Origin of the sequence: Massilia sp. PWRC2 (assembly GCF_049896725.1) — a bacterium.
Classification (GTDB): domain Bacteria; phylum Pseudomonadota; class Gammaproteobacteria; order Burkholderiales; family Burkholderiaceae_D; genus JAFCUW01.
In genome coordinates this window covers 773,103-787,800 of sequence record NZ_JAFCUW010000001.1, presented here as the reverse complement: position 1 = coordinate 787,800, position 14,698 = coordinate 773,103, and the positions used below count along the sequence as shown (strand labels likewise).

The window sequence follows — 14,698 nt, the reverse complement described above, 5'->3', positions numbered from 1 at the left end:
GACTTCGCCCAAATTCTCACCAATAATGCGTCATCCACCACCCTATCCACCCCGGAGTTTCCATGTCTGCCAACCCCAACAAAGCCGATTCCCAGCCGCTGAGCGCCGTTGCCGCCGGGCCTGCTGAGACTGCCGCTACCCCGGCCAAGGCGCCGCCCAACAAGCGCGTGATCGGCATCGTCGCCGTGATTGCCCTGGTGGCGCTCGCTGTCGGTGGCCGCATGTGGTACCGCAGCCATTACTATGTAGAGACGGAAAATGCCTTCGTCTCCGGCCACGTCACCCCGGTGTCGTCGCGGGTGGCGGGGGTGGTCACCAAGGTGCTGGTGGAAGACAACCAGGTGGTTGCCGCCGGCGCCGTCATTGCCGAACTCGATTCCGCCGACCAGGGCCTGAAAGTCGAGCAGATCCAGGCGCAGATCGCCAGCGCCGAGCAACAGGTGCTGCAAGCCGATGCCACCATTGCCCAGACCCGCGCCCAGGCCAGCGCCGCCCAAGCCCAGGTGACGCAGTCGCAGGCGTCGCTGCTGCGCACGCGCCAGGACGCCGAGCGTTACGGCCAGTTGTACAACACCCAGATGAAGGCCGTCTCGAAAGCCGAGCTCGACGCCGCCAATGCCGCCCGCGCCGGCGCCACCGCCGATGTGGCGGCGCGCCGCGAAAACGTGCTCGCCGCGCAGGCGCAGATCACGGCCGCGCAGTCGGCCCGCGAAGTGCTCAAGGCGCAGGTCAAGGTGCTGCAGACGCAGTTGAAGGATGCCCGCCAGACGCTCGGCTACAACAAGGTGCTCGCGCCGGTCGCCGGCCGCATCGGCAAGCGCAGCGTCGAAGTGGGCGCACGCGTGCAGCCGGGCCAGCAGCTCGTCGCCATCGTCCAGCACGACCTGTGGGTGACTGCCAATTTCAAGGAAACCCAGCTCGCCGAACTGGTGCCGGGCCAGCAGGTCGATCTGAAAATTGATGCCTTGCCCAAGCACCCGCTGAGCGGTCGTCTGGACAGCTTTTCGCCAGCCTCGGGCAACCAGTTCGCCCTGCTGCCGGCCGATAACGCCACCGGCAATTTCACCAAGATCGTCCAGCGCGTGTCGGTGAAAATCACCCTGCGCCCGGAAGACGTCAAGGCCCTCAATGGCCGGCTGGCGCCTGGCATGTCGGCGTTTGTCGAAATCAAGCTGGGCCAGGATCCGCAACCGCAGGCAGCCCCGGCAGCCCCCGCGGCTGCAGCCCGCTAAGCGGCCCCGCGAGCGCTCCCCATGGCCAGCACCACCAACACGCCACGCGGCGTCATGATGCCCGCAGCGGCCGGGCAAAAAGTCGACATGCGCACCTGGATCGCCGTCGCCGCCGGCATGCTGGGCGCCTTCATGGCGGTCCTCGACATCCAGATCACCAATTCCTCGCTCAAGGACATCCTCGGTACGCTGTCGGCCACCCAGGAAGAGGGCTCGTGGATTTCCACCGCCTACCTGTGCGCCGAGATCGTCGTCATTCCACTGGCGGCGCTGCTGGTGCGCGTGTTTAGCATGCGCGGCTACATGATCGGCACCACCGCTGCCTTCCTGCTGTTTTCGACCCTGTGCGGCAGCGCCTGGAGCCTGCAGTCGATGATCATTTTCCGCATGTTGCAGGGGTTCACGGGCGGCGCCCTGATCCCGATGGCGATGACGCTGGTGATGGCCAAGCTGCCACCATCGAAGCGCGCCATCGGCATGGCCATTTTCGGTTTGACGGCGACGCTGGCGCCGACCATGGGCCCGACCCTGGGCGGCTACCTGTCGGAGATTTATGGCTGGCCGTCGATCTTTTATATCAACTGGGTGCCGGGCCTGCTGCTCATCCTGGGCATCTGGTGGGGTCTCGACAAGGAAAAAATCCACCTCGAACTGCTCGCCGGCGCTGACTGGCTGGGCATCGCCTTCATGGCCACCGGGCTGGCCAGCCTGACCATTTTTCTGGAAGAGGGCAATTCGAAGGACTGGTTCGATTCGAGCTTCATCATTACCTTCGCCGGCCTGGCGCTGGTCGGCATTGTCGGCTGGGTCGCCACCAGCCTGACGCGCGCCGACCCCTTCGTCAACCTGCGCCTGTACGGCGAGCGCAATTTCATGGTCGCCACCGCCTTGTCGGCCTGCGTCGGCATGGGCCTGTACGGCGCCTCCTTCCTGCTGCCGCTGTACCTTGGCCAGATCGCCAATTACACGCCGATGCAGATCGGTGAAGTGATCATGTGGGCCGGCCTGCCGCAGCTGTTCATCATGCCGTTCGCCGCCGCCCTGTCGTCAAAAATCGACAACCGCATCCTGTGCTCGATCGGCCTGGCCATGTTCGGCGGCTCCTGCCTGATGAACGCGTACATGGACGCCAGCTACGGCTATGACCAGCTGTTGTGGTCACAGATCGTGCGGGCGCTGGGCCAGCCTTTCATCATGCTGACGCTGTCGAACTTCGCCATGCAGGGCATCGCGCCAAAAGACATGGCCTCGGCCTCGAGCCTGTTTAACATGACCCGTAACCTCGGTGGCTCGGTCGGTATCGCCATGCTGGCGACAGCGCTGACCAACCGCGAACATTTTCACTCGGCGCGGCTGGGCGAATCGATTTCGATGTACGGCGCCGCCACCCAGCAGCGCCTCGACCAGCTGACCGGCGCCTTCATGGCCAATGGCGTTGAAGCGACTGCCGCCGCCAACCAGGCCATTGCCGCCATCGACCGTATTGTGCGGCGCGAGTCGTTCGTGATGGCCTATAACGACGGTTTCGTCATCATGGGCGCGGTGCTGATCGGCTGCATCGTCGTGCTGTGGTTTGCCAGCAAAGTCAAGTCGCCCGGTGGCGCCAGCGCTGGTGGTCATTGATGCGCCGCCCGTTCAACCTTCGCCCGTCACTTTTACCTACCATTGAGCCGACCATGACCTCATCGATTACGCCCCTGCTGGCCCGCAGCGCCCTGCTGGCCGCGGCCCTTGCCCTGTGCGGCTGCGCCACCGTCGGCAGCAATTTTCAGGAGCCGGTGACGGCCGCTGCGGCCGCCTATCGTCACGCCGCCAGCGCCGACAGCGCGCGCCTGCCCGCTGCCTGGTGGACGGTGTTTAATGATCCCACTCTCGACGCCCTCGAGCAGCGCGCCGTGCGCGACAACCCGAGCGTGCTGGCCAGCGCCCAGCGCCTGCTGCAGGCGCAGGCGCAGCTGGGCGTGTACCGCGCGGCGCAGGCGCCGACGCTGTCGGTGGGCGCTTCGATCGCCAACTCGCACAGCTCCACCGAAACCTCGCAGGGTATTGCGCTGGGCCGCCGCACCATCGAGGGCAATAACTACCAGGTCGGCGCCCAGCTGTCGTATGAACTCGACCTGTGGGGCCGCGTGCGCCGCGTGGTTGAGGCGGCCGATGCCCAGGCACTGGCAGCGCAGGACGACCGCGACGGCGTCGTGCTGATGCTCTCGAGCCAGCTGGCCGGCACCTACTGGCAGCTGCGCGGGCTCGACGCCGAAATGGCCATCGTCCAGCGCGCGCTGGCCACCCGGCTCGAGTCCGAACAGTTGATCGAGGCGCGCTTTAATGGCGGCCTGTCGAACGAACTCGATCTGTCGCGCGCACGGGTCGAACGGGCCAATGCGCAAGCCGATATGCATGAACTGCAGCGCCAGCGCAACGCCCTCGAGCATGCGCTGGCAACGCTGGCCGGCGTCTCTGCCTCGACACCGCTGGTGCCTGCCATCGGCAGCGCCACACTGCCGCCGCCGCCGGCCATTCCGGTCGGCCTGCCAGCGAGCCTGCTGGCCCAGCGTCCCGACCTGGCCGCCAGCGTGGCCAATCTGCGCGCCGCCAATGCCCAGGTGGGCGTGGCCGAAGGGGCGTTTTATCCTTCCCTGAGCCTGACCGGCAATTTTGGCTATGCTTCGGAAAACCTGCGCAATCTGGCCACTGGCCCGGCCCGTCAGTTTTCCGCTGGCCCGCTGTCGATCGCGCTGCCGATTTTCGACGGTGGCCGCAACCGCGCCAATCTGGCAGTGGCGCGTGCGCGCTATGACGAAGCGGTGGCGAATCACCAGTCGCGCCTGTTGACCGCCCTGCGCGAAGTGGAAGACGCCCTGTCGGACGTCGAGCAGCGCCAGTTGCAGGCGCAGTCGCAGTCCGCCGCCGGCAGCGCCGCTGCCCGCGCCGTGCTGGTGGCGCAGGCGCGCTTCGATCGCGGGGTGTCGAACTACCTCGACGTCACCGACGCCCAGCGCAGTTCGCTGACGGCCGACCGCGCCGCCGCCCAGATTGCCACCCAGCGCCTGCTGGCCGCGGTGGCAGTGGCGCGTTCGCTGGGCGCTGGCTGGCAGCAGCAGGCACCGCTGGCGACCATCGCCCAGGGCCCGCAAGCGGCGCCGCTGCCGCGCTGACCGCGCCAGCACGGTTCGATACAAGGGCAGCCTGCCTCAGGCTGCCCTTTTTACATGCAAGTTGTCGTTCTCGTCAGTCACAAAACTAATCCTGGCGAATCACTGTAGCCGGCTCAAGACTTGCCGATAGTCATTACATGGACTCTCGAGGAGCACGCCATGTTCAAGTCGATCTTGTTTGCCAGTGCCGCGCTGCTGGCGGCCACTGCTTGCCTGGCTGCCCCTGCGGCCGAGCTGACGGCGCAGGAAATCCGCTGGCTGCAGGCGGCCGCCCCGGTCCTCGCCTGGGCGCAGCAAGGCCAGCTGCCCATCGATATCGTGGTGCAGCCGCAGGCTGGCCCCGACGACGTGCCGATGGCGATGGGCTTTGATGGCCGGCGCTGCAAGCTGGTGCTATCGATGCGCGGTCGCAGCGACGACGCCGACGCCATTTTCGCTGGCGTGGTCCTTGAACAGCGCAGCTGGATGATCGAAGCGATGGCGGCCCACGAAGTGGGGCACTGCTGGCGCTACGTGCAGGGTGTCTGGCATGCGCTGCCGGCCGCGTTTGCGCAGCGCGCCGCCGCGCGGCCGCCAGCTGGTGAAGACGCCGCCGCCGTTCTGGCCGATGCTGCGCCCATGGCCGCCGTACGGCGCGAGATCATGCTGATGCGCCGCGAAGAAGCGTTTTCCGACCTGCTGGCGCTGGCGTGGACGGCGCGCCGCCAGAGCGCACGCTACCCGGCCGTGCTGGCCTGGCTGCGCAGCGTGCGCGGCCAGCCGCCGCTGGCCAGCGGTGGCCATGACACCGTCGCCTGGCTCGATCTGGCCGCCGATCCGGCCAGCCTGACGGCAGTGGCCAGCCCGTTCGAAGCGGTCGCCTTGCTGTGGCGCGCGGGACCATTGACAGGGGAATGATCTATCCCGATTTATCAATCTGCTTCGACAAATGCGCTAACGTGGTTTATTCAGCAAGTGTACGGTGACGCACAGATTAACCTCGCCAGCGGGCGTCTAATGGGCGCACGAAGGACTACTTACCACGTGCGAAGGGACTACCATGACGACCACACTCAAGACCACGCTACTGGCCGCTGTGCTGGCCGGCGCCATGGGCGCCAGCTCTGCCGCCGCCCCGACTGCCGCCCTCAATCACGATCCTGCGACGTACCGCAACGTCACCCAAAAAGCCGCCGCCGATTACAAGATGGCCACCAGCGCCTGCAAAGACATGGGCGGCAACGCCAAGACCGTCTGCATGGAAGAAGCCAAGGCAGCACGTGCCCACACTGAAGCGGACGCCGTGGCCCAGTACAACAACAGCGTCGCCGGCCGCGCCCGCGCGCGCAACGCCGTCGCCGACGCCGATTTCGCCGTCGCCCGCGCGCGCTGCCAGGACGCCAGCGGCGCCGAAAAAGACAGCTGTATGGCCAATGCCAGCGCTGTTCACACGGCCGCCGTTGCTGACGTGAAGGCTGACCGCGCCGTCGCCGGGGCCAATCCGGTCACCACCGGCGTCGATGGCGACCAGGCTGCCAGGGCGGCAGCGCTGGAAAAATGCGCACAGGCAGGCGGCGCCAGGACTGGCTGCCTGATCGATAACCGCAGCGGCGCCGTTACCACCGGCACCGCCACCACCGCCACCACCACCAACTCGCCGATGTCGCCGTCGCGGATGGCCAACCAGTCGATCACCGCCGTCGATCAGGTCGCCGACAACACCCGCGCAGCCGCTGCCACCATGGCCGAAAAAAACCGCGAAGTGGCCTCCCGCGTTGCCGACAAGACCCGCAGCGCGGTTGCCACCGTCGCCGGCAAGACCGAAGTGGCGGCCGAAAAAGCCGAAGCCACATCCGATGTCGCCGCCCGCAAGACTGGCGTTGTGGTGGCCGATTCGGTCATCACCACCAAGGTCAAGGCCGATCTTTTCAAGGAGCCTGCACTCAAATCGATGGCCATCCACGTCGAAACCGAAAAAGGGGTCGTCATGCTCAGTGGCTTTGTCGATAGCAAGGACGCTGCCGACGAGGCGGTTGCACTGGCCAAGTCGATCGACGGTGTGAGCAGTGTGAAAAGTGCGATCAAGGTGAAGTGATCGACGCCGGCAGCATGGTCGTCGGCGCAGTCGCCTGAAGGTGACGCCGGCGCTGGGGTGTTGGAAATATGGGACAGGTGCCTTGTGGTAGCAGTCCCCCCTGCTGCCAGCGGCGCAGGCATTGTTTCGCCGGTGCGGTGCTGGCGTATAATTTTATCGTGAACAAACTAGAGACTTTCGGCCTCATTGCCGCGCAAGCCGAACGCGGGGAAATCAGCTTTCCTACCAGCGTCAACGCCGTGCTGCGCCTGCAGCGCGCGCTCGAGGATCCCGATTGCCATAGCGAAGAAGCCATCAAGCTCGTCTTGGGCGAGCCGCAACTGGCGGCGCGCACGGTGGCCATGGCCAATTCGGTGGCGTATGGCGCCACCGGCGGTGGCGGCGGCCTTGCGGTCACCAATGTGCGGGTGGCGCTGGGACGGATCGGCATGCGCAATCTGCAATTGCTGGTCTCGAGCCTGGTGGTGCGCCAGTTCGGCAGCCGCATCGTCAACCGTGAATTGCGCGCCAAGGCCGAACAGTTGTGGCAACACACTGCCCACGTGGCGGCGCTGGCGCGCGTGCTGGCGCTGCGCTTGACTGGTGTCGACGCCGATACCGCCGTCTTTGCCGCCATCGTCCACGAAGTTGGTGGCTTTTATCTGCTCTCGCGTGCCGACGAATTTCCCGGCCTGCTGGACGCCGATCCGGAAAACTGGATCGCCCTGTGCGAAGAAGTGGTCAGCGCCGAAGTGCTCAAAAAGCTGGCCATTCCGGCGCCCGTCTTTGACGCCATCGGCGGCATGCGCCATGGCCTGATGGGCATGCCGCCCGCCAGCCTGCTCGACACCCTGTTGCTGGCCAACCGCCTGGCGCCGGTCGCCTCGCCACTCGATAGCGCGGCGCGGCCGACGCCGGCGCTGGCGCACGAACACAGCGTCCTCGACCTGCTGCTCGACCGTGCCACCCTCGACGACATTCTGGCCGAAGCACGCGAGCAGCACCGCGTGATGAGTGCGGTGCTGCTGGTGTAGCTTGCTTGGCAAGGCTTAGCCGCGCCGCAGCGCCTTTTGCACGGCCCCATTGAGGGCCGCCAGGTCGTACGGTTTGAGCAGGTGGACGGCGTCGCGAAATTCGCTGTCGCTGCCACGCCCGGAGGCGAAGATCACCGCCAGGCCTGGTTTGAGCTGGCGCGCGCGCGCGGCCAGCATTTCACCCGAGATGCCGGGCAGCTCCAGATCGGTGATCAGCACATCGGCGCCGACCTGCCCGTCGCCGGCCAGCAGTTCGAGGGCGCTTTCGGCGTCACCTGCCTGCGCCACCTGGTAGCCGAAATGTTCGAGCAGCTCGGTGGTCATCGAGCGCAGGGGCTCATCGTCTTCGACCAGCATGATACGCAGGGGCGCGCCACTGGCGCCGAGGTCGCCGGCGGCCAGCGCCAGCTTGTGTTTTTGCTGGGTCAGCACCTGGCGGATTTTCTGGGCCAGCGCGGCGCGCGTGTAGGGTTTGCCGAGCAGGTCGACGCCAGCATCGAGGCGGCCGCCGTGGACGATGGCGTTTTCCGTGTAACCGGAGGTGAACAGCACCGCCATCTGCGGCTGCAGTTCGCGCGCCTTGCGTGCCAGTTCAGGACTGCGCAGGGGACCGGGCATGACGACATCGGTGAACAGTAAATCTATCGGCATGCCGCTGGCGACGATCGCCAGCGCGCTGGTGGCGTCGCCCGCCTTGAGCACGCGGTAACCGAGTTCGCCGAGCAGTTCGACGACGGTGTTGCGCACATCTTCATCGTCTTCCGCCACCAGGATGGTCTCGGTGCCGCCGGTGATTGGCACCACTGGCGCGGTGGCAGCGACGTCTTCCATTTCGGTCGAGCGTGGCAGATAAATTTTCACGCAGGTGCCGTTGCCCACTTCGCTGTAAATCTTGATATGGCCGCCCGACTGCTTGACGAAGCCATACACCATCGACAGCCCCAGACCCGTACCTTTTCCTTCCGGCTTGGTGGAAAAAAATGGCTCGAAGGCCTGCTGCAATACTTCCGCTGACATGCCGGCACCGGTGTCGCTCACTGCGATCATCACGTAGGCGCCGGCGCTGACGTCGTCGTGCAGGCTGGCGTAGGCTTCGTCGAGGGTGGCGTTACCCACTTCGATGGTCAGCCGGCCGACGCCGTTCATGGCGTCGCGCGCATTGATGCATAAATTGAGCAGGGCGTTTTCCACCTGCGCGGTGTCGACCAGCACATTCCACAGGCCCGCTGAAATCACGGTTTCCAGTTCGATTTCTTCGCCGATGGTCCGGTGCAGCATGTCGTCCATGGCGGCCACGTAACGGCTGATTTTGACCACTTTGGGCTCGAGTGCCTGGCGGCGGCCAAAGGCGAGCAGCTGGCTGGCCAGCTTGGCGCCGCGGGCGACGCCGCCGATGGCGTTTTCCAGCCGTTTGAGGGCGCGCGGATTGGCGCCGACGTCCGACAGCAGCAGTTGCAGATTGCCGGAGATCACTTGCAGCAGGTTGTTGAAATCGTGCGCCACGCCGCCCGTCAGCTTGCCGATGGTTTCCATCTTTTGCGACTGCTGCAGCGCCTGTTCGGTGCGCCGCATGGCGGCCTGCGCCTCGCGGTCGGCGGTGACGTCGCGGCCGACTGCGTGCAGGTGTTCGACATCGGGCGACGCCGCCCAGGCGATGATGCGGTAGCTGCCATCGTGATGGCGGCAGCGGTTTTCGAACTTGAAGGTGGTCTTGCCGCTCGACAGGGCGGCGACGCCAGCGCTGGTGGCGGCGGCGTCGTCAGGGTGCACCAGCTGCATCAGCGAACTGCCGACGATTTCCGACTCGCGCCAGCCCAGCAGCGAAGTGAAGGCGGGATTGACCGCCTCGATGGTGGCGTCGAAATCGGCCACCAGCATCAAGTCGGTCGACAGCACCCACATGCGGTCGCGCTCGGCCGTGCGGCGGCGGATTTCGGTCGACAGCATCTCGTTCATGTTCGCCAGCAGCAGCGCGGCCAGCTTTTGGTCCTCGATGTCGGTGTTGGTGCCGACCCAGCGCTGCACCACGCCGTCCTCGCTGGTCACTGGCAGCGCGCGCGAGATGTGCCAGCGGTAGAGGCCATCGGCGCGGCGCAGGCGCAGCTCGCGCTCGTAGGCCTGGCCGCTGGCGCAGGCCGCAGCCCAGCCGGCGACGGTGCCGGGCAGGTCGTCCGGGTGCACCATCGCGCCCCAGTTGCCGCCATCGAGCGCACCCGGGGCGACGCCGGTGTATTCGTAGATGTGATCGTTAAACCAGTTGAGCACACCGTCGGCCGCTGCCGCCCAGACCTGGTTGGGCAGCGCCTGCGCCAGTGCGTTAAAAATACGGCCGCTTTCACGGGCGGCGTTTTCCGCCAGCACGCGGGCGGTGACGTCGGAGCCTTGCACGAAAATGCCGAAGACCTGCTGGTCGTCGTTTTTCATCGGCTGATAGATAAAATCGAGGAACTGCTCGCGTGCCGGCGCCAGCGCGGTCGCTGCGCTGCGGAAGGGGACGGCGTGGCCAGAAAATGGTTCACCGCTCGCATACAGGCGGTCGAGCAGGGCAATAAAACCTTGCTCGGCCGCTTCCGGCAGGGCGGCGGCGACGCTCTTGCCGAGAATGTCGCGCTGGCCCACCAGCCGGTGGTAGGCATCATTGGCCAGCGTGATGACGTGGTCGGCGCCGGTGAGCATGCACATGAAGCCGGGCGCCTGATCGAACATGGCTTTCAGGCGGGCCGATTCGCCCCGCAGGTAGCGCTCGGCGCGCACCCTGGCGGTGGTCTCGACCACCACGGCGATTTCGCCGATCGGGGTGCCGTCGTCGCCGTAGGTGGGGGAGTAATCGAGATTGAACCAGCTGGTCTGGGCGCTGCCGTGGCGCTGCAAGACCAGTTCCTGATCCGTGTAGGACACGGTTTCGCCAGCCAGCACGCGTGCCAGGATCGCCATATTGAAATCGGCCACTTCCGGCCACGCCTCGGCCACTTTCATCCCCAGCGTGCGCGGGTGCTTGTCGCCGGCGATGATGGCGTAGGCGTCGTTGTAGATCATCACGCCATCCGCTCCCCACATGGACGCCATGGCGATCGGTGCATGCAGCAGCATGGTCACCACCGCGCGCTGGCTGGCCGGCCACGACGCCATCGGTCCGAGGGTGGTGGCAGCCCAGTCGAACTGTTCGACCAGGGCGGGCAGGCGCAGCGGCGCGACAGGGCGCGGCGGCAAATCGGCGTGATTCGGCATAAGGGGGCGGGCTCAGGCGTATTCGGGGGACCCGCAATTATACGGGATGCCTGAGCATTATTGCCGTATTTACATGTATTTGCGCGCCAGCGCGATTGCCAGTGGCAGCGCCCGCAGTGGGGGCGTTTGATGCACATCGCCGTGCACATCAGGTGCTGCGAACTTTGCGCGCGCGTCGCCGTCTATCAGCCGTGGCTAAGTACTCGCCAGTAAATTATTGTGATTTCCAGCTGCCATAAACGGCGCGCTGCTGCGTTGCTCACCGCTAGCAATGCCCGCGTTGCTAGCGGTGAGCGCCTTGCATCGCATCCGTTTCTGTTCGCTATAAATCCACAATAATTTTCCGGCGAGTACTTAGCTCGAATTTTTCCAAACGGACAACGCATTCAAAGGACTCAGGCATGCGACTCAAACTGCTGTTGGCCGGCGTAGTTGCCGGCATCGTGACCATCGTTAGCATCCTGCCTGCTGCTGCTGCTGCTGCTGCTGCTGAAAATGAAGCTGCGCTGCCAGCCGGTTTCAAGGCATCGACGGTAACCACCGCTGATGGCGCCCAGTTGTATGTGCGCACCGGCGGCGGCGGCCCGGCGGTGGTGCTCATCCATGGCTTTGGCGACACTGGCGACATGTGGGCGCCGCTGGCCGCGCGGCTGGCCCGCTCGCACACGGTCATTGTGCCCGACCTGCGCGGCATGGGGCTGTCGTCGAAGCCGCCGGGTGGCTACGACAAGCGCTCGCAGGCGCAAGACATTCGCACCATCCTCACCAGCCTGGGCCAGGACCGTGCCGCCGTGGTCGGTCACGACATCGGCACCATGGTCGCTTACGCCTATGCCGCGCGCTATCCGGCCAGCGTCAGCCGCCTGGTGGTGATGGACGCGCCACTGCCTGGCATTGCCCCGTGGGACGCGTTGATTGTGCGTCCGCAGTTCTGGCATTTCAATTTTGGCGGCAAGGATGCCGAGCGCCTGGTCGCCGGTCGCGAGCGCATTTATCTGGACCGTTTCTGGAACGAGTTTGCCGGCGACCCGGCCCGCATCAGCGAAGCGACGCGCGCGCACTATGCCCGACTTTACAGCCGGCCCGGCGCCATGCGCGCGGCGTTCGCCCAGTTCAACAGCATCGTCGCGCTCGACGTCGCTGACAACCGCGCGCCGGGCGCGACCCGGCTGACCATGCCAGTGCTGGCCGTTGGTGGCGAAAAATCGATGGGCGCGACGGTGGCGGCGATGATGCGCAATGTCGCCAGCGACGTGCGCGAGGTGGTGGTGCCGGGGGCGGGGCACTGGCTGATGGAGGAAGTGCCGGAGTTGACCATCCGCTTGGTGGAGGACTTTGTTGCTCAATAGGATGGGTTGGACATACTTTGGCCGAGTCCGCCGACTTGCCTCATTCGAGAAAATTTCTTTGCTCGAATGGAGTTCGCCTGCCTCGGCGTTTTCATACCGCTGGCGATGCGTTCACAGGTGACAAATTTGTACCTTATTGCTTTTTTCGTGCATCGTCGTTACTGTGATTTGGACGGTCATCTGATGAAAAAATCCTATGCGCGCCACGGACAATATCTCCCCAAGCGGCCCACGGCGGCTGACCAAAGAATACTTCTGCAGCATTGAAGTGGCCGTTGACTGCATCGCGGGAAAATGGAAGCCGACCATCCTGTTTCAGCTGAAGGCCGGGCCGTTGCGCTTCACCGAGCTGACCCGTTTGATCCCACGTGCGTCAAAAAAGGTGCTTGGGGAGCAGCTGCGCCAACTGGCCGATGACGGCCTGGTCAGGCGCGTCGTTCTCGACCAGGAAGTGCCGAAAGGCGTGGAGTATGGATTGACCGACGCCGCGCGCGCGTTGACCATGGTTCTGCAAGTGCTGCACGTGTGGGGTGTGCAACATGCGCGCCGCAACAATATTGCATTGACCTTAGCCACCACGCCCAAGGGAGAGCAGCCGTGATGGTTGAATACATCCGCTATGCCATCGCGCCCGAGGACGCGCCCGCATTTCTCGCCGCCTATGCAACGGCAGCGGACGTCCTGCGGGCGTCCTCATTTTGCCTGGACTTTGAGCTGGCCCGCTGCGTCGAGGACGACCGCAACTTTATCCTGCGCATTGAATGGCCCTCGATCGAGGCGCATCTCGATGGCTTCCGAAAGAGCCCGGACTTCGCGCGCTTTCTGGCGGCAATCCGGCCGTATATCGACCGTATCGATGAAATGCGGCACTACGCGCCAACGCTGGTTCACACGGCCGGCTGAACTGTGGAAACGGCCGATGCGATGTTTCCACCTGCAAGGGCGGGCGCGGCCTTGCTGATGCCTTGCTGATGCCGATTGATGCCGATTGATGCCGATTAATGCCGATCGCCTGCCCGACCGCATTCCTGCTGCCCACCGCCAACCCGCCACCGCCTCAGGAGCATATGCCATGCGTACCGACCCGACCGCCATTCCCGCCAGCCTGTGCGCAGACAGCAGCCCTGACCTTCGCCGGCGCCGGTTTTTGACAGCGTCGCTGCTCGATGCCGGTGGCTTGATGCTCAGCCTGCACTGGCCTGCCATGGCAGCATCGGCAGCCAGTGCTGATACCGATGCCGATGCCGGCCAAATGCGGGCGGCCGAACTGACCGCCTGGGTGCTCATTAATCGGTCCAGTGAAGTGACCATCACGGTCTCGCAGGCGGAAATCGGTCAGAGCATCAGCACCACGCTGCCCGCCATCCTGGCCGACGAACTCGGCGCCGACTGGGACCCGGTGCGCATTGAGCCGGCGCCATTTGCGCCCGCCTACCGCAATCCCGAACGACCGTTGATGTTCACTGGCAATAGCGAAAGCACGCAAGCCTTTTATGCATTGATGCGCACCACCGGCGCCGCCGCGCGCGCGATGCTGATCCAGGCGGCGGCCGCGCGCTGGAACGTTGCGGCGGCCGAATGCGTGGCCGCGGCCTCGCGCATCCGGCATACCCCGAGCGGCAGGCAATGGACTTTCGGCGAGCTGTGTACCGACGCCGCCAGGCTCCCCGTGCCGCGCACACCCGCCCTGAAAGCTGAGCGCGAATTGAAGCTGATCGGCAAGGCACTTGCCAAGGTCGACATTCCATCGAAGGTCGACGGCAGCGCGCAGTTTGGCATTGACGTCACGCTGGCCGAGACGCCCAGGATCGAGGTCAGCTTCATCGATGGCGGCGGCAAGCTTGGCGGCATCGCTGAAGTCGGTCCGGTGACCGTGCCGCCGGCGCTGGCCAATGCCATTCACGCCGCCACGGGTAGGCGCCTTCGCTCCATGCCCTTGTCACGGCACGGATTACATTTCGCATGAAAAGGAGACTGCGATGGAAGTGACAGTCAATGGCACACGCCACCAGGTTGATGCCGAGGATGACATGCCGCTGCTGTGGCTGGTGCGCGAACAGCTGGGCCTGACCGGTACAAAATTTGGTTGCGGCATCGCCGTATGCGGTGCCTGTACCCTCCACGGCGACGGCAATGCGGTTCGTTCCTGCGCGTTTCCCGCCGCCCTCGCCAGTGGCAAGTCCATCACGACCATTGAAGGTTTGTCCCGCGACCGCTCCCACCCCTTGCAGCGGGCCTGGATCGTCGAGCAGGTACCCCAGTGCGGCTATTGCCAGTCCGGGATGCTGATGGCCGCCGCCGCGCTGTTGCGTCAGGTCCCGCAACCTACCCCGCAGCAGATCGATGCCGCCATCGCTAACCTGTGCCGCTGCGGTACCTACCAGCGGGTGCGGCGCGCCATCGAGCGGGCCAGCTGCCAGCTGCCAACAAATAAAAAAACGTCGTGATTGGCCACGCGCCTTGGCACGCCGGGAGAGTTTCTCGGCACAAAGCAAAAAGCCCCCGAACGCAAATTCGGGGGCTTTTATACTCTGCTGCTTGTTCTTGGTAGGCCGTGCGGGATTCGAACCTGCGACCAACGGATTAAAAGTCCGCTGCTCTACCAGCTGAGCTAACGACCCAAGGGAGGCAAAATTATAGCCGAAGG

12 protein-coding genes and 1 tRNA gene are annotated in these 14,698 nt (G+C 65.1%); 11 read left to right on the top strand and 2 right to left on the bottom strand.

Annotated elements, in window-relative coordinates; all coding sequences use genetic code 11:
- Nucleotides 1–62: 62 nt before the first annotated feature.
- The 6 genes from ACP7BZ_RS03555 (at nt 63) to ACP7BZ_RS03530 (ending at nt 7,474) form a co-directional block, all read left to right on the top strand.
- On the top strand, nt 63–1,232 hold the full coding sequence (locus tag ACP7BZ_RS03555) for an HlyD family secretion protein (RefSeq protein WP_426110264.1): 1,170 nt from the start codon (nt 63–65) through the stop codon (nt 1,230–1,232).
- A 21-nt stretch (nt 1,233–1,253) separates the two neighbouring features.
- Nucleotides 1,254–2,855, top strand: coding sequence for a DHA2 family efflux MFS transporter permease subunit (locus ACP7BZ_RS03550; protein WP_426110263.1), 1,602 nt, complete (start codon nt 1,254–1,256; stop codon nt 2,853–2,855).
- Between the two features lie 53 nt (nt 2,856–2,908).
- Nucleotides 2,909–4,387 (top strand): efflux transporter outer membrane subunit, encoded by a 1,479-nt coding sequence (locus ACP7BZ_RS03545; protein ID WP_426110262.1) that lies wholly within the window; start codon nt 2,909–2,911, stop codon nt 4,385–4,387.
- A gap of 159 nt (nt 4,388–4,546) precedes the next feature.
- Nucleotides 4,547–5,284 (top strand): hypothetical protein, encoded by a 738-nt coding sequence (locus tag ACP7BZ_RS03540; protein ID WP_426110261.1) that lies wholly within the window; start codon nt 4,547–4,549, stop codon nt 5,282–5,284.
- A 142-nt stretch (nt 5,285–5,426) separates the two neighbouring features.
- Nucleotides 5,427–6,461, top strand: a complete 1,035-nt coding sequence (locus ACP7BZ_RS03535; RefSeq protein ID WP_426110260.1) for a BON domain-containing protein — start codon at nt 5,427–5,429, stop codon at nt 6,459–6,461.
- 158 nt (nt 6,462–6,619) lie between these two features.
- On the top strand, nt 6,620–7,474 hold the full coding sequence (locus tag ACP7BZ_RS03530) for an HDOD domain-containing protein (protein ID WP_426110259.1): 855 nt from the start codon (nt 6,620–6,622) through the stop codon (nt 7,472–7,474).
- Between the two features lie 15 nt (nt 7,475–7,489).
- On the opposite strand, the gene ACP7BZ_RS03525 is transcribed toward ACP7BZ_RS03530, so the two are convergent.
- Nucleotides 7,490–10,702: a PAS domain-containing protein gene (locus ACP7BZ_RS03525; RefSeq protein ID WP_426110258.1), complete on the bottom strand. Its 3,213-nt coding sequence runs from the start codon at nt 10,700–10,702 to the stop codon at nt 7,490–7,492.
- Between the two features lie 401 nt (nt 10,703–11,103).
- Between ACP7BZ_RS03525 and ACP7BZ_RS03520 the strand changes: the two genes are divergently transcribed.
- From ACP7BZ_RS03520 to ACP7BZ_RS03500, 5 genes are all read left to right on the top strand, one after another.
- Nucleotides 11,104–12,051: an alpha/beta fold hydrolase gene (locus ACP7BZ_RS03520; RefSeq protein WP_426110257.1), complete on the top strand. Its 948-nt coding sequence runs from the start codon at nt 11,104–11,106 to the stop codon at nt 12,049–12,051.
- 196 nt (nt 12,052–12,247) lie between these two features.
- On the top strand, nt 12,248–12,652 hold the full coding sequence (locus ACP7BZ_RS03515; RefSeq protein WP_426110256.1) for a winged helix-turn-helix transcriptional regulator: 405 nt from the start codon (nt 12,248–12,250) through the stop codon (nt 12,650–12,652).
- A complete protein-coding gene (locus ACP7BZ_RS03510) occupies nt 12,652–12,954 on the top strand; it encodes a putative quinol monooxygenase (RefSeq protein ID WP_426110526.1) in 303 nt (100 codons plus the stop codon). Before ACP7BZ_RS03515 ends, ACP7BZ_RS03510 begins: the two co-directional genes overlap by 1 nt.
- A 169-nt stretch (nt 12,955–13,123) precedes the next feature.
- Nucleotides 13,124–14,017: a molybdopterin cofactor-binding domain-containing protein gene (locus ACP7BZ_RS03505; protein ID WP_426110255.1), complete on the top strand. Its 894-nt coding sequence runs from the start codon at nt 13,124–13,126 to the stop codon at nt 14,015–14,017.
- Between the two features lie 13 nt (nt 14,018–14,030).
- The gene (locus ACP7BZ_RS03500; protein ID WP_426110254.1) at nt 14,031–14,498 is read left to right on the top strand and encodes a (2Fe-2S)-binding protein; all 468 of its coding nucleotides are present in this window, start codon (nt 14,031–14,033) and stop codon (nt 14,496–14,498) included.
- Nucleotides 14,499–14,596: 98 nt separating this feature from the next.
- Here the strand turns inward: ACP7BZ_RS03500 and ACP7BZ_RS03495 are convergent.
- A tRNA-Lys gene (locus tag ACP7BZ_RS03495) sits at nt 14,597–14,672 on the bottom strand.
- Nucleotides 14,673–14,698: the final 26 nt, after the last annotated feature.